The organism is Komarekiella delphini-convector SJRDD-AB1, assembly GCF_014831675.1.
In the GTDB taxonomy this organism is placed as follows: Bacteria; Cyanobacteriota; Cyanobacteriia; order Cyanobacteriales; family Nostocaceae; genus Komarekiella.
Map to the genome: position 1 here is coordinate 202,231 of NZ_VJXY01000005.1, position 20,825 is coordinate 223,055.

At 40.8% G+C, this 20,825-nt stretch carries 25 protein-coding genes and 1 pseudogene; 22 read left to right on the forward strand and 4 right to left on the reverse strand.

What is annotated here, in order from left to right; genetic code table 11:
* The first annotated feature begins 26 nt into the window (after positions 1 to 26).
* The 15 genes and pseudogenes from FNW02_RS07270 (at position 27) to FNW02_RS07345 (ending at position 11,921) form a co-directional block, all read left to right on the forward strand.
* Positions 27 to 1,342: pseudogene (locus FNW02_RS07270) on the forward strand (TIGR02710 family CRISPR-associated CARF protein).
* Positions 1,343 to 1,347: 5 nt separating this feature from the next.
* Positions 1,348 to 2,265, forward strand: coding sequence for a type III CRISPR-associated RAMP protein Csx7 (gene csx7 / locus FNW02_RS07280; RefSeq protein WP_191756886.1), 918 nt, complete (start codon positions 1,348 to 1,350; stop codon positions 2,263 to 2,265).
* Positions 2,266 to 2,275: 10 nt separating this feature from the next.
* Positions 2,276 to 2,896, forward strand: a complete 621-nt coding sequence (locus FNW02_RS07285) for a hypothetical protein (protein WP_191756887.1) — start codon at positions 2,276 to 2,278, stop codon at positions 2,894 to 2,896.
* A 31-nt stretch (positions 2,897 to 2,927) separates the two neighbouring features.
* Positions 2,928 to 3,893 carry an RAMP superfamily CRISPR-associated protein gene (locus FNW02_RS07290; protein WP_191756888.1) on the forward strand — a complete coding sequence of 322 codons (966 nt, stop codon included), beginning with the start codon at positions 2,928 to 2,930 and terminating at the stop codon, positions 3,891 to 3,893.
* A complete protein-coding gene (locus FNW02_RS07295) occupies positions 3,890 to 4,333 on the forward strand; it encodes a hypothetical protein (protein WP_191756889.1) in 444 nt (147 codons plus the stop codon). Before FNW02_RS07290 ends, FNW02_RS07295 begins: the two co-directional genes overlap by 4 nt.
* A gap of 2 nt (positions 4,334 to 4,335) precedes the next feature.
* Positions 4,336 to 5,415: an RAMP superfamily CRISPR-associated protein gene (locus tag FNW02_RS07300; RefSeq protein WP_191756890.1), complete on the forward strand. Its 1,080-nt coding sequence runs from the start codon at positions 4,336 to 4,338 to the stop codon at positions 5,413 to 5,415.
* Between the two features lie 2 nt (positions 5,416 to 5,417).
* A complete protein-coding gene (locus FNW02_RS07305) occupies positions 5,418 to 6,059 on the forward strand; it encodes a hypothetical protein (RefSeq protein ID WP_191756891.1) in 642 nt (213 codons plus the stop codon).
* 131 nt (positions 6,060 to 6,190) lie between these two features.
* Positions 6,191 to 7,084: an ABC transporter ATP-binding protein gene (locus FNW02_RS07310; protein ID WP_191756892.1), complete on the forward strand. Its 894-nt coding sequence runs from the start codon at positions 6,191 to 6,193 to the stop codon at positions 7,082 to 7,084.
* Positions 7,085 to 7,324: 240 nt separating this feature from the next.
* Complete coding sequence (modA, locus tag FNW02_RS07315; protein ID WP_191756893.1) at positions 7,325 to 8,119, forward strand: molybdate ABC transporter substrate-binding protein; 795 nt, start codon at positions 7,325 to 7,327, stop codon at positions 8,117 to 8,119.
* A 471-nt stretch (positions 8,120 to 8,590) separates the two neighbouring features.
* Positions 8,591 to 9,193, forward strand: coding sequence for a tRNA isopentenyl-2-thiomethyl-A-37 hydroxylase MiaE (locus FNW02_RS07320; RefSeq protein WP_191756894.1), 603 nt, complete (start codon positions 8,591 to 8,593; stop codon positions 9,191 to 9,193).
* An 18-nt stretch (positions 9,194 to 9,211) separates the two neighbouring features.
* The gene (locus FNW02_RS07325; protein WP_191756895.1) at positions 9,212 to 9,616 is read left to right on the forward strand and encodes a VOC family protein; all 405 of its coding nucleotides are present in this window, start codon (positions 9,212 to 9,214) and stop codon (positions 9,614 to 9,616) included.
* Positions 9,617 to 9,813: 197 nt separating this feature from the next.
* Positions 9,814 to 10,083, forward strand: coding sequence for a VOC family protein (locus tag FNW02_RS07330; protein WP_191756896.1), 270 nt, complete (start codon positions 9,814 to 9,816; stop codon positions 10,081 to 10,083).
* A 25-nt stretch (positions 10,084 to 10,108) separates the two neighbouring features.
* Entirely contained in the window at positions 10,109 to 10,600 is a 492-nt protein-coding gene (locus tag FNW02_RS07335; protein ID WP_191756897.1) for a GNAT family N-acetyltransferase, read from the forward strand.
* A 106-nt stretch (positions 10,601 to 10,706) separates the two neighbouring features.
* Positions 10,707 to 11,381, forward strand: a complete 675-nt coding sequence (locus FNW02_RS07340) for a ComF family protein (protein WP_191756898.1) — start codon at positions 10,707 to 10,709, stop codon at positions 11,379 to 11,381.
* 84 nt (positions 11,382 to 11,465) lie between these two features.
* Entirely contained in the window at positions 11,466 to 11,921 is a 456-nt protein-coding gene (locus tag FNW02_RS07345; protein ID WP_191756899.1) for a PPC domain-containing protein, read from the forward strand.
* Positions 11,922 to 11,961: 40 nt separating this feature from the next.
* Here the strand turns inward: FNW02_RS07345 and cobS are convergent, their stop codons facing one another.
* Together cobS and FNW02_RS07355 are read right to left on the reverse strand one after the other, a co-directional pair.
* Positions 11,962 to 12,732 (reverse strand): adenosylcobinamide-GDP ribazoletransferase, encoded by a 771-nt coding sequence (gene cobS / locus FNW02_RS07350; RefSeq protein ID WP_191756900.1) that lies wholly within the window; start codon positions 12,730 to 12,732, stop codon positions 11,962 to 11,964.
* Between the two features lie 74 nt (positions 12,733 to 12,806).
* Complete coding sequence (locus FNW02_RS07355) at positions 12,807 to 12,992, reverse strand: hypothetical protein (RefSeq protein WP_191756901.1); 186 nt, start codon at positions 12,990 to 12,992, stop codon at positions 12,807 to 12,809.
* Positions 12,993 to 13,339: 347 nt separating this feature from the next.
* Between FNW02_RS07355 and FNW02_RS07360 the strand changes: the two genes are divergently transcribed.
* The 6 genes from FNW02_RS07360 (at position 13,340) to dusB (ending at position 17,286) form a co-directional block, all read left to right on the forward strand.
* The gene (locus FNW02_RS07360) at positions 13,340 to 13,792 is read left to right on the forward strand and encodes a hypothetical protein (RefSeq protein WP_191756902.1); all 453 of its coding nucleotides are present in this window, start codon (positions 13,340 to 13,342) and stop codon (positions 13,790 to 13,792) included.
* 131 nt (positions 13,793 to 13,923) lie between these two features.
* On the forward strand, positions 13,924 to 15,081 hold the full coding sequence (gene tgt, locus FNW02_RS07365; RefSeq protein WP_191756903.1) for a tRNA guanosine(34) transglycosylase Tgt: 1,158 nt from the start codon (positions 13,924 to 13,926) through the stop codon (positions 15,079 to 15,081).
* 130 nt (positions 15,082 to 15,211) lie between these two features.
* Positions 15,212 to 15,349: a photosystem II reaction center protein K gene (locus FNW02_RS07370; RefSeq protein WP_006195022.1), complete on the forward strand. Its 138-nt coding sequence runs from the start codon at positions 15,212 to 15,214 to the stop codon at positions 15,347 to 15,349.
* A gap of 188 nt (positions 15,350 to 15,537) precedes the next feature.
* The gene (locus FNW02_RS07375; RefSeq protein ID WP_191756904.1) at positions 15,538 to 15,834 is read left to right on the forward strand and encodes a 2Fe-2S iron-sulfur cluster-binding protein; all 297 of its coding nucleotides are present in this window, start codon (positions 15,538 to 15,540) and stop codon (positions 15,832 to 15,834) included.
* Positions 15,835 to 15,951: 117 nt separating this feature from the next.
* Positions 15,952 to 16,068, forward strand: a complete 117-nt coding sequence (gene psbM / locus FNW02_RS07380) for a photosystem II reaction center protein PsbM (protein ID WP_191756905.1) — start codon at positions 15,952 to 15,954, stop codon at positions 16,066 to 16,068.
* A 162-nt stretch (positions 16,069 to 16,230) separates the two neighbouring features.
* Entirely contained in the window at positions 16,231 to 17,286 is a 1,056-nt protein-coding gene (dusB, locus tag FNW02_RS07385; RefSeq protein WP_191756906.1) for a tRNA dihydrouridine synthase DusB, read from the forward strand.
* A gap of 172 nt (positions 17,287 to 17,458) precedes the next feature.
* Here the strand turns inward: dusB and FNW02_RS07390 are convergent, their stop codons facing one another.
* Entirely contained in the window at positions 17,459 to 17,653 is a 195-nt protein-coding gene (locus FNW02_RS07390) for a hypothetical protein (RefSeq protein WP_191756907.1), read from the reverse strand.
* Between the two features lie 539 nt (positions 17,654 to 18,192).
* On the opposite strand from FNW02_RS07390, the gene FNW02_RS07395 reads away from it, so the two are divergent.
* Complete coding sequence (locus tag FNW02_RS07395; protein ID WP_225225486.1) at positions 18,193 to 20,121, forward strand: caspase, EACC1-associated type; 1,929 nt, start codon at positions 18,193 to 18,195, stop codon at positions 20,119 to 20,121.
* 203 nt (positions 20,122 to 20,324) lie between these two features.
* Here the strand turns inward: FNW02_RS07395 and FNW02_RS07400 are convergent, their stop codons facing one another.
* Positions 20,325 to 20,825, reverse strand: a complete 501-nt coding sequence (locus FNW02_RS07400; protein WP_191756909.1) for a DUF2059 domain-containing protein — start codon at positions 20,823 to 20,825, stop codon at positions 20,325 to 20,327.

Genomic DNA, 20,825 nt, shown 5'->3' on the forward strand with positions numbered 1-20,825 from the left:
AATTCAATAATTGGGAGAGGATTTTTATGCACAAAATTTTGTTTATCACGGTTGGTGGTTCTCATCAACCTATTATTACCGCTATCCGTACTTTAGAACCCGATCGCGTTGTCTTTATTTGTTCTGATGGGAGTAAAGGTAGTAAATCGCAAGTAATAGGACAAGGAACGCCATGTGAAGTTAGACGTAGCACAGAAGTAATTGAAAGATTACCCAATATTCCTACACAGTTAGAATTAGGTAATCGCTTTCAAGCTGATAGAGATTTGATTCTAATTCAAGAACCAGATGATTTATCAGAATGTTATGAAGAAATAAAATTATGTATTCAGAAAATTCAACAAGATTCGCCAAATTCTCAAATGATGGCTGATTATACAGGCGGTACTAAATCCATGTCTGTAGGATTAGCAATGGCATCTGTTGATTATCAAATTACACTATATGTGACTACAACTGTCAGAACAAATATTATTAAGATTGAAAGAGGAGAATTAACAGGAAAAGCCAGTGTAGTGCCTGTAGTTGTACAGCGAACTATTGAACAATTTTTACCAATTTTCTTACAACAGTACAACTATCCTGCTGCGATCGCACAACTCAAGCGACTCCTCTCTTCAATGTCATTACCGCCTGAAACTAGACGCAAAATTCAAACTTTATATGCCTGTTGTTCTGGTTTAGATGCTTGGGATAGATTTGAACATAGGGAAGCTTTAGAGTTACTAGAGCCTCAAATGAAACATTCTGAAATTAGACAACTAGCAGTATTTCTCAAGCGTGTAATTAACAGCCGAGGACAAATAGATAAAAACTTTGATTCCAGTAGCGGTACAGAAGGACATGGCTACGAGATTGTACAAGACTTATTAAATAATGCTGAAAGACGTGCTGCTCAAGAAGTTATGATGATGCTGTTGGCAGACTTTATCGAGCTTTAGAACTATTAGCTCAGATTCGTCTTAAGAAAACTTACGGGATTAGAACTGGAGATGTTGATCTTCAGCAATTACCAGAGTCTTTACGCAATGAATATGAACAAAAACGCTCTCCTATTAAGGGAGTGATTCAACTAGCTTTGAGAAGTAGCTATGAACTTTTAAGTAAACTTCCTGATGATCCTGTAGGAAAGGTTTACCAGGAAAGTGCAAACAAAATTATTAATGCTCTAGAAGTTCGTAATAACTCACTATTTGCTCATGGATTTCAACCCATTAATAGTAGTGACTATCAGAAAGTAAGCGAGGTATTTTTCAACTTTATCCAATCTGCTATTACATCTGTTATCCCACAAAAATCACAAGTCCAGCCTTCACAGTTTCCTAATAATTTGGAAATTTAAATACTATGTTCGACAAATTCAAAAATCGCCTAGAAATCACAGGTATACTCACCACAATCACAGCACTACGAATTAGTGCAGGTCGCTCAAGTGAGCCAATTGGTTCTGACTTACCTGTAATTAAAGATGCTTTGGGTAATCCATTAATACCAGGTTCTAGCTTTAAAGGAGCATTGCGATCGCGTTTAGAAAGTTTTCTCCGGGGTATCAATCCAAATTTTGCTGCTAACCCCGCTATAGAAGCAGAATGGTCAATCACAAACGAACGTCTCAATGGTAGAAACGGTATCAAAGAAGAAGTCGAAGAGGAACTAAAGCAATACCCAGATAATGAACGTAATCGTATAAGAGATCAGCTACTCACAGACAAAATTATCGATGAAACTGACTTAATTTCTCGCCTGTTTGGTTCTCCCTGGATTGCTAGCAAATTCCAAGTCCGGGATTTAACAGTAGTGTCTGATAGTTGGTTTGGACAATACCAAGAAAGAGACGGTGTAGCAATTGATCGAGATACCGAAACAGCCGCAGATGGCAAACTATACGATTTCCAAGTAGTTCCGGCTAGTACACAGTTTGAGTTTAAGGCTGTAGTCGAGAATGCTAAACCTTGGGAACTGGGTTTGTTGATGATTGGCTTACACCAGTTTGAAACAGAACAAATACCACTAGGAGGCGGGCGATCGCGTGGCTTGGGTGTCGTTAAACTAGAAATTGGCAAAATGCGCTGGTTTGATGTCAACAACGACCCAGAAAAGTTACTGACATACCTACAAGAATTAGTCAGCAGTAATACAACTGATGACATATCGAGCTATGAAGATGGTCAGCAGTTAAAGCAGGATTGGACTCATGCTCTCATCAATCATTTAAGAGACAATATAACTAACAGTTCCACAGTTAAAGCAATACACAATTCTTGAGGAGTTTAATATGGCTTTTAGTAGTTACAAAACTATCGGTGAAGTCCTCAAAGCATTTCAGGTTATTTATACAGAAGCTAATTTCATAGGTGAAACCAAGTTTAATATCCCCGACTACTTCCGAGAAGATTTAGAATTTACGATGCGAGAAGGAGCCGTTGACTGTTCTGAGTTTGCTATATGCGAAAACTTGATATCCCCAGTTTTAAAGCAAGTTTGGAAGAAATATAGTAGCAAGTTTACTTTGTGGAGTCATTATTCTCTAAATTATGACGATAAATTATCAGGGTTCCCCAAATATATTTTGGCTAAACGTTCTCCTCTAGGCAAAGTTGTTTTTGATAAGCCATACTTCATTTTAGTAGAAGCAAAGCAAGATAACTTTGAGGCTGGATGGGCGCAATGTCTAGCAGAAATGATTGCTGCTCAAAGACTAAACAATGAATTTTCAATAATTATCTTCGGTATTGTTTCTAATGGTGGAGTATGGCAAGTTAGCAAGTTAGAAAGAGAAGCATTTACTAGAAATATTCTACCTTACACAATTTATGAGCTAGATAAACTCTTTGCTGCTGTAAATTATGTATTTCAACAATGTGAATTGCAGCTAAATAATTTAGTAGTGGCTTAATAATTAAAATTTTTATCAATAAAATTTAGTTATGCACAAACGATTTGTTAATCACTGCACGATTGATTTAACTTTAATTCCCGACGGGCCAATTCTGATTAAATCTGGTAACGAAGGAGCCGATCCTACTAAGCCTAATATGGAATTTGTAGAAACTTACCATGCTGGTGGACGTTCTATATATTTACCAGGAAGCAGTTTAAAGGGAGCAATCCGCGCCCATGCAGAATGCATTGTGAGAACGGTGGGTAAAGACGAACGCGATCCAAATAACTCGAATTTGCTTTGGGCTAATGATCCTTTAAATGATAAATATGATTATTTTAAAGATAAGGATGGCAAAGACTTACCTGCACCAGAGATTTACAAACTCTCTAGTTTTACAGACAAAATGTTTGGCAATACTTCCATTGCTAGCCAAGTCAGAATCGAAGATGCATATCCTGATAAATCTCAGCCTCTCAAACTTGAAGAACGTAATGGCGTAGCAATTGATAGAGTGTTTGGTTCTGTAGCAGTTGGCCCTTTTAATTATCAAGTCTGCACTGCCGGAGAATTTCATACCAAAATTCATTTGAAAAACTTCACTTTGGCACAATTAGGTTTAATTGGTTTAGTGTTGCGAGATTTAGATGATGGCTGGTTTGGTTTGGGTTTTGCCAAATCTCGCGGATTAGGTACTGTGCAGGTGAAATTAAATCAAGCCGTCGTACAATACCCTGGTTGCATTTTGTCGGAAGATAAACGAGAAATTCACGCCCTTGGTAGTCAAAAGCAATGGAATAATACTTTCCTCTTAGGTGCTGGAGAGTTCTTAGAACCAGAAGAAGCAAAATTATATAGTTTCCCCAAACCAGATAGTCAAGATACACCTGTTGCTGCACAAAAAATGGATTTAGGTTTTGGAGTGCAGCTCACTTGGCGAGAAGGTACAGTTAATGATTTATTTGAGCGAGGTGTTAGGTCTTGGAGTAGTCTACTTATGAGGTCAAGATGAATCCTTTTATTGGTGTAAGCAAAAAACTTTTATCAGTATGTGAATTGCTAGAGTTAATTGCAAAATTTACAACTGAACCTAGCTACTACTTCTTACGCTGGACTCATGAAGTTAGTAAACATTGGGAGATAGCACCCTCAGAAAATAACTTTCCGATGATTGAGGGGCAGATGTTTAATCGAGAGTGTGAACTGAGGTGGAAGCAAAAACGAAAGGATAGTTATGAAGTGCTGCTTTTGAGCATAGCTGGAGAGTATCCAGATTTTCTCAAAGTAGGTGAAGAGTGGCAGACTCAAGACCGAGATGCTTATTTATATTCTTCTACTGAAACCCGTTTTCCTAAAGGTTTTCCCTCTAAAAGATTGGACATCGGCCAGCGCTATTTTATTGATAAAAAAACGGCAACGGTACACTTTGTTGCTCTCACAGTTGGAAAATAAATATGACTGCTAACCGTCCTCAAAGACCTCAGCCACCTAATAAATCCAACCGTCCTAGTGATGGAGATTCATTGCCTGAACTTGCACCGAAACCTTATGAGTTTGTATCTTTTCCCAAAGAAAAACCTAATTTACAGCATCCTGCTGGACATCATCAATATTTGAGCGATCGCCTGCATGGTGCTCTATATCTTACCCTAAAAGTGCAGACATCCCTCCACGTCTCCACCGGAGTAGTTGTCATGGGTAGCGATATTGGCAATAACCGCATTCCCTTAATCAAAACAATGATACAAGGTGTTGACCAAAAGCTCTCAATTCAAGGCAGTTCTCTCAAAGGGTGCATCAGGTCTGTGTATGAAGCGATTACTAAAAGTTGTGTTTGTAAAACTAAAGCAGATTTCAGAACAATTCCTGATGGATATAATAGAGTATGTAAAGTAGATGTCCGAAAAGACAGCAATTTAGTATGTGATGCTTGTCGAATATTTGGAGCATTAAATTTACAAGGATTACTCGATTTTAACGATGCTAGTTGTTTAAATCTAGGCTTCTCAAATGGATTTATGCCTCCTCTACATCGCCCACGTCCAGATAAACGCGATCAATACTTTATCAATGGTAAGGTAGCAGGTCGCAAATTTTACTACAATATGTCCAAGGCGATTGATAAAGGGCAAAGAGAAGGCATTCCTGTACAGCAAGCGGGAAGAGAATACATCTTCAAAACTAAATTAAACTTCAAGAATTTGCTACCAGAAGAGTTAGGAACTTTGTTGATTGTCTTAGGACAAGATTCTAAGTGTCCCATAGCCTTAAAGGTGGGTGGTGGTAAGCCGATTGGTATGGGAACGATGACAGTAATTGTAAACAGAATTGCACGAACACAAAGCCTGCAACAGCGATATTCTGACTATAAAATCAATGATTCTGATGAGTTAATAGGGGATGCTTTGCAACAGTTTATGCAAACACAAATCCAAGCGGCTTACTCGCGTCTGATTCAGCAACCCCAATTAGATCAACTTACAGCAGTGCTGCGCTACCCAACCGATCGCGAACCCCCATCTGGAATGTACTAATTATGACCATAGTTGAATTTATCTCGGAACCCCTGACAGATGCACAGTGGGAAATTGCCCATGCTATCGCTCAAACTTTGGTAAAAGAAAATACAGATGTCAACGAGTTAGGAAAAACAATTGCTTACCTCCGTGCATCCATTCACCAACCAGATGCTACTTCCAGGTTTTTCAAATATCTGAAAACCCTAGTTAATAATGGTAGACAAATTAGTCACAGTGATAGAACTTTAGATTATTACCGCAATATTGATAAAGCTTGCAGTGATTATCTCAAAAATGTTCAAGATGCTTACACAATAATGCAAATTTTAGGCTGGGTATCTCGTTTGATGCGTTACTACAAAGACGCAGGCCCAATTGGGGAAATTTCAACTCCTAGCACACATACTTTTGAGTCACCCCGCCAAGCGGAAATTAGTAAAGTAGCTCAATCTCAATACTTTACAGTTGACCAGATATTAGAGGCAACAGTCACCAAAATCAATGGTAACAAGGTTACTTATGAGATTTTGGGAGCAATTAAGTTAACTGAGAGAGAACCTAAGAAAGCTAGTTTTCTCCAAGTAGGGCAGACAGTTAAAGTAAAAATCGTATCTCTTAAGGACGATGGTAGTATTAAAACTGTAAAGTGTTCAAACTAAAAAAGTTAAGTATAATTTTTTATTCAGCAAGTTAATATTCTCGCGGGCTTACTAGTGTTTCAATTAATAGAAGAAGATAATATCAATTCATCTTAATCCTAGTTGATTTAAGTACTAAATTAATTACAACTATGTTGAAAATTCAAAATTTAAATAAGTCTTATAAGCTCAGAAAAGTTATACAAAACTTGAATTTACATATTGATTCAGGAGAAGTTTACGGCTTAATAGGAGCAAATGGAGCCGGGAAAACGACGACAATTAATATTATTTGTAATTTACTCAAAGCTGATAGTGGTAATATTACAATCAATAATCAGCCTGTTTCTGATGCAACAAAAAGCATAATTGGGATTGCACCCCAAGAAAATTTACTATATAAAACTCTATCTTGCGAGGAAAATCTCAAATTCTTTGCCGACATTTACGGATTAAACCGAGAAACACGCCAGAAACAGATAAAAGAAACTCTAGCGGCTGTCAACTTATTAGATAGGGCTAAAAGTCCGGTAGAAACTCTCAGTGGAGGAATGCAGCGGCGATTGAATATTGCAGTAGCTTTGGTACATCAGCCGAAGTTAGTAATTCTTGATGAACCAACTACAGGGTTAGATATTGAGGCGCGATACGAAATTTGGGAGTTAATTCGGCAATTAAAAAATCAGGGAATTACGATTTTGCTGACGACTCATTTATTAGATGAAGCGGAGCGTCTGTGTGACAGAATTGGTATTTTGAAAAATGGTCGAATTTTGGCTGAGGGTAGTTTAGCACAGTTACGCACTTTGATTCCAGCAGCAGAAATTATAGTGGTGAAAACTGCACAGGAAGAACAAGCGATCGCCTGCGCCAAAAAGCATGGTTTCACACCGCGATTTTATGGTAATGAACTAACTTTTTGGTTATCAAAATCTCTAGAATTAAAAGAAATTATTTCTCGGTTTGATGGGATAAAAATTGATTCGATTGCACGTCACCCTGTGGGGTTAGAGCATATTTATGTGGAAGTGACACAACAAGATTAGAACAACTCCAAAATGTTCTCCGTGGCGGCGGTGTCACTTATGTGCTGTGCCAAATTCATATCTGCAATCTCAATTGCTTCCTTGTCTGTACTAATAAATAGACCACAGTAAGGTGGGCATTGAAATGCCCACCCTACAAACTAGATACAAATTTACCGATTTAATTGGTATTATTTTGGTATTATTGATTCTACCAAGAGTCAATTTTATGAAATAAATCTCTGTCAGCGCGGTTTTTCTATGAATAGAAGACAAATTTTTGCCTTTATTGGTGTAGCAGTTGCTAGCTTGCTCTTAGCAATTGGCTTACCGTTGGTTAATCCCTCGCCTGTGATAGCACAGTCAAATACCAGCCTACTCGTGTCTGCTGCTGCAAGTATGAAAGATGCACTGGAAGAAATTAAGCCTATTTACCAACAAAGTAAGCCGAATGTCAATATTAGTTACAATTTTGGGGCTTCTGGAGCCTTGCAGCAACAGATTGAACAGGGTGCGCCAGCAGATATCTTTATCTCTGCGGCCAAAAAACAAGTGGATGCCTTAGAACAAAAAGGGCTCTTGGTTCCGGGTACTCGTGCAAATCTTGCAAATAACCGTCTGGTCTTGATTGTACCTAATGATGTTATGGGCATCACCAGCTTTTATAATCTTACAGATACCAAGATTAACAAAATTGCGATCGGAGAACCTAGAAGTGTCCCCGCTGGGCAATATGCGGAGCAAGTCTTAAAGAAGTTGGGTATTTTTGAGAAGGTCAAGCCCAAATTTGTTTTTGTTAACAATGTGCGTCAAGCTTTGGCAGCAGTGGAAAGTGGTAATGCTCAAGCGGGTTTGGTTTACACTACTGATGCAAAAATTTCTAACAAGGTAAAAATTGTAGTCGCTGCTGATGACAAATTTCACTCCCCGATTGTCTATCCAATGGCAGTGCTCAAAAGTAGTAAAAATGTCGATGCTGCCAAGGAGTTTGTCCAGTTTTTATCTAGCAATCAAGCTAAGATTGTACTCAAAAAATACGGGTTTGTTGTACGTTAATAGTTAACAGTAAACAAGAGGAAAAAAACACCAAAATCTAGGGCAAAAATGTATGCATTTATACAATAAATTAAAATTAGCTGTTATATGCTAACAAAGCCCTTTACTTTTACACTTTTGGCAAAATTTTACTGCCAAAAAAGCACCAGAGCGATAGGGAATTATTTGTGCTCAAGTGCGATTGATGCCCATCAAACGCAATGCTTGTAAAATAGCATAGGTGACTTCCTACGCCCTGCTTATTTAATTATTATGAATTTATCCGCGCATAGATGAAGTTTCTGAGGCTTCATTTGAGAGGTTGCCTTGTTCCTAAATTTTATCTGACATTTAATTATATTTACTATTTACAGCAGACGCTAAACAAATTTCCATTAATTTCGATAGGAGATGTCCGATCGCTACATCCACTATTAAAATCAATTTGCTGGGGTACTCAGCTAAATTAAAATTGTGGAGTTTTGTTACTCTGTGCTTACTACTTCTGTGTTGCCGACTATTAACGCCCTAAAACAAGCTACAAGTCCTGCTTGGATCGAACAAGCGATCGCAAACTTAGACATCATTTTACTCGACCACTCCCACTGTGAACGCAAAGCAGCAGGTGTAGCTTTAAACTTCATGTTTCGTTACCCTTCCAATACTAGAATGGTACGGGAGTTAACAGCGATCGCCCGTGAAGAACTAGAACACTTTGAGCTAGTTAATCAATGGCTAGAACGCCGGAATATTCCTCTGGCTCCCCTGCCGCCACCTCCCTACGGTGCGGGTTTGAAAGCTACTGTGCGTCCTAAAGAACCTGATAGATTTTTAGATTCCCTACTAGTCACTGGCTTAATAGAAGCTCGCAGTCACGAACGCTTAGGATTACTAGCTAATCACTGTCCTGAGCCAGAATTAGCAAAATTTTATCGTGGCTTAATGGCATCTGAAGCGCGACACTACGGTATATACTGGGTTTTAGCTGCTACTTATTTTAACCGTGAGATTGTCATGGAACGGCTCGATGAATTGGCAATTGTCGAGAGTGAGTTGCTAGCAACTTTGCACCCAGAACCTAGAATTCATAGTTAGTAGACTAACGCAACAGATATGAAGCTTCAGTTATCACACCTGAGACTGCTTGTAGCCAACTACAAAGATTCTTTTCTGTTTTACCGGGATTTGCTGAGATTTGATGTCGATTGGGGCGATGAAAATAGTGGGTACGCTGAGTTTAATACCGGATATGTCAAGCTGGGTTTATTCAAAAAGGAATTAATGGCCCAAGTCGTCCCCAGTGTTGAACAGCCTTCGTACGTCGCCAATCGAGACAAAATTGCTTTAATTTTCGCAGTAGATAATGTAGATGAAGTCTATCAGCAAGTAAAAGATCATCATGCGATCGTTGTGACTCCACCTCAAGATCGTCCAGATTGGGGAATCCGTACAGCTCATTTTCGCGATCCTGATGGTAATTTGATCGAAATTTACAACAATTTAGGCATCGTAAATTAGAAGTTTGCTACCAGCAATTATCTAATATCTAAACTACGTTTTGCTGGCTAAGTGGTGTTTGTGCAAAGATAGAATTTCGATAGTCTATTTTGTTATCAAGTCTATTTATTTCTTAAAAATGGGTCAGATTCCCGACTTATTGAAGAAGCCAGGAATCTTGCTGTTCGTGCAAACTTAGCCAAGTTAACAAAATTAAGATGATGATTACTAAGATTAATCACACCAGAGAATCTCAGTTAAAAAAGTATACTTACATCGCTTTTAGCGTTTCTGAACAATACTTTGAAAAAATCAGTGAACGTATTAGAACATCAGCCAAAATTTGGCAGGAAAATACCAGTGAAGGTGCATCTCTCTACTTTACAGATCCCAATCATCACAAACTAGAGATTCACGCCTCAGATTTAGCAACACGAATTAAGATAACAAAAGAACATCTCTATGAGGGGATGGTATTTTTTGTTTAGCGTTTTTGAAGCTATAGTAATTAAAATGAGAAATCATTATCGCGATTTTTTAATTCGTAATTGGGAAGAAAGCGATCGCACCAGAGCCGCCGAAGTCATCAGTTATGTACTATCAGAATATGGTCTGGGTTGGGAACCCAACGGCGCAGACCGAGATGTAGTGCAAGTGGAGGAATATTACTTAGCAACTGGTGGTGAGTTTTGGGTAATTGAACACCAAAGCCAGTTAGTAGGTACTGGGGCATACTACCCTATACATCGTGGCGAAAAAGCTGTAGAAATCCGTAAAATGTATCTTTTGTCAAGCGTTAGGGGTTTGGGATTGGGGAAATATTTGTTACAACAGCTAGAAGCAGCGATCAAAGAGCGTGGTTTTCAGCAAATTTGGATTGAAACTGCCAGTGTGATGGTAGAAGCAGTCAAACTGTATGAAAGCAATGGATACAACCTGACAACAGGTGTAGAAACAACACGGTGCGATCGCGTCTATTTTAAGTTACTACACTCAGGTCATTAGTCATTAATTCTTCGACAAATGACCAATGATAAATACTTCTCTACGAGAGGCTGCGCGTAGCTTGCTTAAGCGTAGGGGTACGCTCAGTACAAGTAACAAATGACAAATGCACACTTGGACTAAAAATTTTACAGGCTTACTCAATCTTTTTCTTCAATCTCATTGCCCTCTTTGCCAACGCGCAACTTCCCAGGAATTTTGTCAAAACTGTACCAAACAACTACAAAACTGTCACCACAAAAACCCTAGTTTTTTGTGGCGAGAGCCAGTACCAGTATTTGGCTGGGGAATGTACGGCGGTTCCCTCAAAAGAGCGATCGCCGTGATGAAATACGAAAACCAGCCCCAAATTGCTCGCCCTTTGGGTCAATGGTTAGCGGAAGCATGGTTATTAAATTTACCAAAAGGCTATCAACGACCTGTGGTAGTTCCTATCCCACTCCACGCCACCAAGCAAAAGCAACGGAACTACAATCAGGCTGCATTAATAGCACAAAGTTTCTGCCAAACAACTGGGTTAAAATTGAAACTAAATTATTTAGTCAGGGTGCGAGAGACTGAAGCGCAGTTTGGTTTGTCGGCGTCTGAGCGAGAAAAAAACTTGACTGAAGCTTTTGCTGTTGGGCAAGAATTTCGTCGCCTCTCAGATGTTCCAGTGCTGTTAGTGGATGACATTTACACAACTGGTGCTACTGCCAGATCTGCTGTGCAAACACTTCGTCAGTGTGGAATTGTAGTCTTAGGTTTGGCAGCTGTAGCCACTGCCGTAAAAGACAGATAAATCAAGAATTCCTAGGCAAACTATGCTTAAGAACTCTATAATCGACCAAATTACTTGTTTGTGTGTAAATATTGCTTGAAATTTATGAATAAAGGTTTTGCGGCGGGTTTGAGAAAAGTCATCATCGTTCCTGCCACCTTGTTGGCAATAAGTATAAATACAAGAGCAGCTGTTGCTCAAAATAAGTTGTATAGTCCAATCCCATTAATTAATACTACTGAACTTTCCGATACACTCTCTGACAAAGATATACCCACAGGTCAAGGTGGGTTTGCTCGTGATTACACTGTGAAGTTGGAAAAAGGCGATAATCTAGCAGTTGATCTATCATCTGAGAGCTTTGACAGCATCATTACACTACTAGCACCTGATGGCTCGACACTAGCGGAAAATGATGACGGCCCCGATGGCAGCAGCAATTCCCTGCTGTTTACCCGGATCAATGAGACAGGGACGTATATCGTTCGCGTTCGGTCTTTTGGAGAAACTGGGGTTGGGATTTTTAAACTCAAGGTGACAAAGCTGCAACCGATTAAATGAGGTTGTCATTTGTCCCTCTGCTCCCCCACTTACCCATTTATTAAAAAGTGGTCAGTACGCAGAGAAATAAGGCTTCAGTCCACTCAACAACTGCGCCGTAGGTATCTCCAGTATGTCCACCTAATTTGTGATTGAACCACGCACCAGTCAGAGTGGCGATCGCACTCCCTGCAACAATCATGCTTAGCGCCAAAAATAGGCGCTTTTTATCTATCAGCAAAAGTAAACTGCTCAAACCTATTAGTAATAACAGTCCTGGTAACACATCTTTGTAAGAACGAATGGCTTGTTTGTGAAACGCACCTTTACCCATTGGTTTGAGATAAGGATAGCGGGCGATCGCCAATTGTTGTCCCCAGCGTCCCCACCCGCAAGCAGCCATCAACACCAGCCAACGGTTTTCTGGCATATCCGTTAAGGCAGTTGTTTTTAGTAGTAGTATGGCGATCGCTGCCATTGCCCCAAACGCACCTGTGGCACTATCTGCCATCACCTCCAGGCGTCTGTCTGCGCCCACTGCTAACCCATCGGCAGTATCCATTGCCCCATCTAAGTGCAGCCCTCCTGTAATAGCAACCCAAACACCTACTACCAAGGCACTACGAGTTAATACTGGCATACCTAGATAATTCATTCCCGCATCCAATAACCCTAAAATTCCCCCAATCAGCAGCCCTACAGACGGAGCAAAACGCGCCACTGATCGAAAGTCCAAGTCATGCAAATTTGGCAATGGAATAGCAGTATAAAATAAAACGCTAGCTGCCATATTTAACAGTATTTTTTTGTACCACTGTTGCTGTTTAGTCATAATTAGCATCCCTGTAACACTGAGTAGCACAGATGTTAAAAGGGACTGGGAATTGGGGATTAGGGATTGGGTAATCAAGGCGAAAAATGATGTCCAGGGTCAAAATAATTCGTAATTATTTGATCAAAGCCCCGAACATATTTTAGAATGCTTTCCCATTCCCATTCCCATTCCCATTCCCAGTCCCCAGTCCCCAGTCCCCAATCCCCAGTCCCCAGTCCCCAATCCCCAGTCCCCAATCCCCAGTCCCCATTCCCCATTCCCTACGCCTTTAACCAAAAGGTATTGGGTAATTACCACATACTTCAGTTAAAGCTTTAGATAAGATTTACTTGTATTAGAGATTCTTTCTCAAAATTTTGTTATGCTGTTCTCAGTGATATCTAAAAAATTTTGAGTATAAATTTTGACAAAATTTAAATGACTCAAAAAACCACAATTCCATCAGTGATCTTTTTGTTCTATATTCTTTAACTAAGAACTTGCTCAGGCTGTTAGACGATCGCCCTACAAAATTGATATTTTTTTAGATGTAGGGATTCAACAAGCTGTTCAATTGACTGTTTAGCTGTGTTGTCGCGCTCCTTTGCTCAATTGCTATTTCCTTATGAGTCACCATCTACCCGACACCAGGATACCAGCTCCGTGCATCGTTAACACGGGCATCATTGTGAATAAGCTCGACATGCGGCGGTTGCTAGCTGATTTAGGTCGAGTCCACTACATCTACACCCACGGAGATAAGCTACTGAGCGAGGGTGAAGGGGATGTGATGGAAGTTTTTGCTAATCCGCAAAGGTCTACCCTAGTCGCTAACAATGCACTTTATCTGAATGTTTTTAGTTTTGATTATCTGGAACTCAAACAATCCCCACAACAAGAAACCTACCTTGATTTGATGCAAGAAGGCGTCTGTCTGCGGCTGATTCCTCACTCTACCCCCTTGCAAGAGCGACGAGACAGGAGCTTGAATGTCAGCGCCATAGAAGCAATGATGGAGCAAGTACTCTCAGCCCGATGGGATGCGGAAATTGACGACGATAGTTCTGATTCTTTCTAAATAGCGACTGATAGAGCATATACTTTGAAAGCTGGTAATAGGTTAGTAGTGAATATTTAAGTTTTCACTAAATAGGCAATTACCAATTTGGATGTTTGTCCGTAATTTAGCGAAATAGCATTAATTTTGCCTTGAGTGCCAATTTTTCTTTTCAACGTCTTGCTCAATGTAGCCAGACAAAAGCTAGAGCCGGGGTGTTTTTCACTCCTCACGGTCTTGTAGAAACCCCTAGATTTATGCCAGTGGGGACGCTGGCGAATGTCAAAACTATCACCCCATCTCAGCTACGGGAAACTGGAGCACAGATGATATTGTCCAATACTTATCATCTTCATCTGCAACCAGGAGAAGCAATTGTAGCTGGTGGTGGTGGGCTGCACAAATTTATGGGGTGGAATGGGCCGATGCTCACTGATTCCGGTGGGTTTCAGGTCTTCAGCTTGAGCGAAATGCGAAAAATTTCTGAAGAAGGTGTGACGTTTCGCTCACCCCATGATGGACAAATTATTAACTTGACACCAGAGCGCTCCATCGAGATTCAGAATACTTTAGGAGCTGATGTGATCATGGCATTTGATGAGTGTCCACCCTATCCAGCTAGTCGTCAAGAGGTAGAAACCGCAACTGAGCGCACTTACCGCTGGCTAGAACGCTGCATAGTGGCTCATCAAAATAGTAGTGAACAGGCATTGTTTGGGATTGTGCAAGGAGGCGTTTATTTAGATTTGCGCTCCCGTGCGGCTGAAGCCTTGGCTAAGTTGGATTTGCCTGGTTATGCCATTGGTGGCGTGAGTGTGGGAGAACCGCCAGAATTGATGGCTCAGATTGTGCAAGTCACAGCACCGCTTCTACCACCCGAAAAGCCGCGTTATTTGATGGGCGTGGGTACTTATCGGGAAATGGCGATCGCGATCGCATCTGGTATAGATTTATTTGATTGCGTCATTCCTACTCGTTGGGCCAGACATGGCACAGCAATAGTCCAGGGCGATCGCTGGAACTTAAAAAATGCTAAGTTTCGTGAAGATTTTACGCCATTAGATGAAACTTGTCCCTGCTATACTTGTCAAAATTTCAGCCGCGCCTACATATCTCATTTAGTGCGATCGCAAGAAATCTTAGCTTACACATTGTTGAGTATTCACAACATCACCGAACTAATTCGCTTTACCCAAAAGATCCGAGAAGCAATCTTAAGCGATCGTTTTATTGCAGAATTTGGACATTGGCTGTCAGGGGGAGATGAGGGAGCAGGGGAAGCAGGGGAAGCAGGGGAAGAGAATAATTAATCACCTTTGACCTTTAACAAATGCCAAATGACCAATGACAAATGCCAAATGCCAAATGACCAATACCCAAACCGTGTTAAGATATTTCTCAATTATGAAAGCTGTGTTGGATAGGTGGATTTAAACGAACATGGAAGCAGCACTTTTATTAGCAAAATTGCCTGAAGCTTACCAAATCTTCGACCCCTTGGTGGACGTTCTCCCAGTCATTCCCGTATTCTTTTTGTTGCTTGCATTCGTTTGGCAGGCAGCCGTAGGGTTTAGGTAAGTTAATCTCTTACCAATTTTTGGGACAGGTAACATAACCTGTCCTATTTTTTTGTGGCATCATTTTTAAAAGTTCATATTTATTAATATTTTGCAATAAATTAACATATTTAAGTAAGATGTGAATCAAGTCATGTTAATACAAAGCTTTGAAAGTTAAGCTTACATAACAGTAAAGAGGAATCGGGTATGGGTAATATCAAATTTGTTAAAGAAAATAAAGAAGTAATAGCGGCGGATGGTGCTAATCTGCGGCTGAAAGCAATGCAAAATGGCATTGATATTTATACCTTGATTGGCAAAATGACAAATTGCGGTGGCTACGGTCAGTGTGGCACTTGCATTGTTGAGATAGTCGAAGGATTAGAAAATCTTTCTCCCCGCACAGATGTAGAAAACCGAAAATTCAAGAAAAAGCCAGAAAATTACCGCCTTGCCTGTCAAACCTTAGTTAACGGTTCTGTCAGTGTAGTTACGAAGCCTTAAGTTTTGCAGAGCATGTGTAGTTAGTGTTTGAAGAAGTAGAAAATTTGGGCTTAACTCTGTCATTGATGATGCTATCCTAAAGTTGTTGACTGGAAATCTAAGAGAGGCTTTCTTGCCATGCAAGTTAATGACCTAGGGTTCGTAGCGAGCATTTTGTTCGTATTAGTTCCCGCTGTGTTTTTACTAATTCTGTACATCCAAACAGCTAGCCGCGAAGGTGGAAAAGATAGTTAATAGTTTGTGTATAAAATAAAAAGCCTCTACACCATTGGTGCAGGGGTTTTTGTTTATTAACCGCTAAATATATTTTGACCTTAAGAGGATGTTTGAAAAGTCGGATAATAGTAAATACAGACTCAAATATCCTGAACGTCATTAAATTTAATTATTGTTTGTATGATTTCTCTGTCTCCTAATCTAAAAAATAAACTATCCCAACCCTTAAAAATTGGCTCATTCGAGGTAAAAAGCCGAGTTCTCCAATCGCCTTTATCTGGGGTTACAGATATGGTGTTCCGTCGGCTTGTGCGTCGTTATGCACCAGATTCGATGATGTATACAGAAATGGTGAATGCTACAGGGTTGCACTATGTCAAGCAGTTACCCAAAATTATGGAGGTAGACCCCAACGAACGCCCAATTAGTATTCAGTTGTTTGATTGTCGTCCAGATTTCCTAGCTGAAGCAGCAATAAAAGCGGTTGCAGAAGGCGCTGATACTGTTGATATCAATATGGGATGTCCGGTAAATAAAATTACCAAAAATGGTGGTGGTTCTTCGTTGTTGCGACAACCAGAAGTAGCTGAGGCTATTGTGCGGGAAGTGGTGAAAGCTGTTGATGTTCCAGTGACAGTGAAAACCCGTATTGGCTGGAATGACAAAGAAATCACAATTCTCGATTTTGCCAAACGCATGGAGAATGCAGGAGCAAAAATGATTACGGTGCATGGACGCACCCGCGCTCAGGGGTACAATGGCAATGCCCGTTGGGAATGGATTACCCGCGTTAAGGAAGTGCTTTCTATCCCAGTGATTGGTAATGGGGATATTTTCACTGTTGAGGCTGCGGTAAAATGTTTAGAGCAAACTGGCGCTGATGGCGTAATGTGTTCCCGTGGAACTTTAGGTTATCCGTTTTTGGTGGGAGAAATTGATCATTTCTTGAAAACTGGGGAAACATTACCACCGCCAACCCCAATTCAGCGCTTGGAATGTGCTAGAGAACATTTGCAAGCTTTGTGGGAATATAAAGGCGATCGCGGTGTACGTCAAGCCCGCAAGCACATGACATGGTATGCTAAAGGCTTCGTTGGTGCTGCTGATTTACGCGGACAGCTAAGTTTGGTAGAAACGGTAGATCAGGGTTTGCAGTTGATTGATCGGGCGATCGCACAACTAGCTAATGGTTATGAGCTAGAGGAAGAGATAGAATCTAACCTAGCGCTGGTGTAACAAAGATTTTAAAATTTTACGCCAAGGCTTAGCACTGGGTAGCGTAACTGTGCCTAAACCAGTGCGCTGAAATATTCAAGTTTCCAGAACTTACGCACTCAGATCCCCCAACCCCCTTAAAAAGGGGGCTTTATAAATTCCCCCTTTTGAAGGGGAGCCAGCGCGGTCTTCTCTACTTTGAGGCTGCGCCAAGGGGGTTTCCACGCCACTCCCCACAACGGATAGCGCAGCGTAAAGCCTTCTCTTCGAGAGGCTTGTCTGCGACACGCTGCGCGATCGCCAACGGCATGGCTTCTCTACTTTGAGGCTGCGCCAACGCTGAGAGCGAGTCTTGTCTGCGACACGCTGCGCGAACAAGCGTCGGCAACCTCCGCCTTGGGGTGGCTCCCCATGAGCGACTGGCGTGGGCTAGGGGGGATCTAGGTTTCAGCCTTCAGTGCGTAAGTCCTAGTTTCTATGTCAGAGTAGAGCAAGAGCGTTGGGTTTTCAAATTCAATCCTTCTCAACGTTTGCGTCAATTAGCAAGGCTAGTTGTCTACTTATAAGCTTTAACAGTAGTGAGTTAAAAAGTCTATGCCAACAAAAGCTGTTCTGGCAAGTATTGTTTCTCTCACATTTGAAATTATTTTGACAGATCCGATTTTAAATGGCTGCAAATACATTCGATAGTAATAGAACTGCTTCATAGCTTTTGGTTATTCCGCTTTTATCACTTTGGTAGAACCAATCGCTCTCAAGCCTTTTGGAGCTTTAATTTCTAGGTTTTGGCTATAAATTTTAGTTTTTATTAGGAAATAAAAGCTCAAAGCTTGATTCTATTAAAGGTTGAGAATTTCGCTTCAATTATTGTTTTGCGAAAGTGACAAAACACGGTTATTTCGATATAGGAGGTCAAGAATGGCTAAGATGTCACTAGTGATCGGAGTCAGCGATTACGAACCTGGTTTGACCCCCCTGCCTGGATCTGCCAGAGACGTAGAGGCAATGCAGCGAGTACTACAGCAGCCTGACGTGGGTGGCTTTGATGAAGTTAAAATGTTGTTAAATCCTACGCCTCAGGAGATGCAGGAAGCGATTGAAACCTTGTTTTCGGGTCGCAAGAAAGACGATCTAGTATTGCTGTTTTTCTCTGGTCATGGTGTCAAAGACGACAACGGTAAGCTGCACCTAGCTACTCGCATCACTCGTAAAACCCCACAGGGAGAACTGATTCGAGCAACAGCAGTTCCAGCAAGTTTTGTACAAGATATTATGAGCAATAGTCGCTCCAAGCGACAAGTTGTAATTCTAGATTGTTGCTTTAGTGGAGCATTTGCTGAAGGTTGGTTAGCTAAGGATAACGGTTCTGTAGATGTTAAAAGCCAACTAGGAGGAGAAGGACGAGCTGTCCTTACGTCTTCGACTTCTACCCAGTATTCCTTCGAGCAGGAGGGATCAGACCTTTCGACTTACACTCGTTATTTAGTTGAGGGAATTGCAACTGGAGCAGCAGATCTCGATAGCGATGGTGTAGTTTCAATTGATGAGTTGCATGAGTATGCCAAAGCGAAAGTTCAAGAAGCTGCGCCAGCAATGAAACCAGAAATTTATGCCGTTAAAGAAGGCTACAAGATCCGTCTTTTTCAAGCACCCATCGAAGATCCAAAGCTAAGGTATCGCAAAGAAGTTGAGCATTTTGCCATTCGTGGCATGATTTCTGTCGTAGGGCGTAATACCTTAGATGCCCTACGAGATGGGCTAGGAGTGCTACCTGAAGTTGCTGCAGCAATTGAAGATGAGGTGCTTAAACCTTACCAAGAGTACCAAAAAAGATTGCAGCGCTATGAGCAAGTTTTAGTTGAGGCGATTGGGCGTGAGCATTCTCTCAGCAGCCACACTCAAAACGAGTTAAAACACTTACAACGAGTTTTACAACTCAGAGATGAAGACATTGCCCTCATTGAAGCTCAAATTACTTCCCACCAAAAAGCAATCCAACCTTCAAGTGAACCGGAGGAAGTGATTCAGGCTCAAACTTCCTTGCACAGTGAAGATGTGACACCTGTTAACCCGTCAAACCAAGCCCTAGCTGCAAGCCAAGCTGAAATTCCTACGCCACCGAGAATTAGGCCTCCAAGAATGCAGGCTATTTCTGTTACCTTTCTGAGAAACCCTAAACTCCTGATTGGGGCAAGCATTGCTACTTCTCTAGCTGTAGTAGCTTATTTCGGGGTAAGATCATTGCGCGATCAACCAATTGAATCACCTGTATCAATTGCCAGTCCTACTTCATCTGACTCAAACAATATTAGTTCATTGAACTTGTATAATCAGGCGTTCAACAAACAAAACCAAGGAAATAACCAGGGGGCGATCGCAGATTACACTCAAGCAATTCAAATTAACAAAAACTGGGGGACAGACAATCCTGATACTAACTACTATGGTATTGCCTCTGCCTACTTCAATAGAGGTTTTATTCACTATTCGTTGGGCGAATTTCGACCTGCTTTTGAAGATTTCAAGCAGGCAATCAATCTTAAGTCTGACCTAGCTATTGGTTACTACTACCGGGGACTTGCCCGCTACTTTTCAGATGCCGATCGCAAAGGAGCGCTCAGGGATTTTATGCAGGGAATTGCTATCAACAAGAACTGGGGAGATGTCAATCCTGCGGCCAACTATTTTGGTAAAGCCTCTGCCCACTTCAGCTTGGGAGATCTCAACTCTGAACTAGGCAATAGACCGGAAGCCATCAAAAATTACCAGGATGCAATCTCTCTGTTTCAGAAAAAGGGAGAGATATTCAATGCTCAAAAAGCGCAGGACAGAATTAAGGAACTCCAGCAGCAATAAGTAACATCTTTCTGCTGTGTGAAATTGAACTTATGCAAAAAAGATCATTTTGGGTGTTGCACCTTCTGGAGGTAAAAAGACCTCATCAATGCGAAAGGCGGTTTCTTTTACCTATCCAGTTAGCATCTTGACGCAGAATAATTCAATCTAAAAAGTACCGAGCCAATCTATATAAAAATTGCAAATTCTGCGTCAAATCTTTTTTAGGGACGACGACGTAAATATCCTTCCGCTTCTAACTTTTGCAAAGCTCTTTTAGCCGCTGCTATTCCATACTTTTGACCAATTTCTGTTGATTCCTGCGAAATTTGAGGAAGAACACTAATTGTTTTTTTGCCTAAAGGTGTTTCGTAAAATGCAATCATTTGTTTTATCTCTTCATTGGTGAAATATTTCGCATATACAGGAATTAATTCATTGATCATCTCATTTGGCTTGAGTTCTGCCAGAAAAGTATCCCAAGCTTTTTGGGGTACTTGGGGATATTGAGGCTTTATGCTATCTACTAATTGAAGCATTATTTGCCGAGAAAGATTTTCTGCACCAGTTATCTTGAGTAATTGTCTGATATTATTAGTTTTTTCTATTTCTTGAGTATTAGTAGTGGGTGCGATCGGACTCTTTGGAGTCTGAGCAAAAGCAACTCCATTAAAAATAGTTACTATTGAAAGTAATATTGCTGGAACTAAAAGCTTTATCTTCAT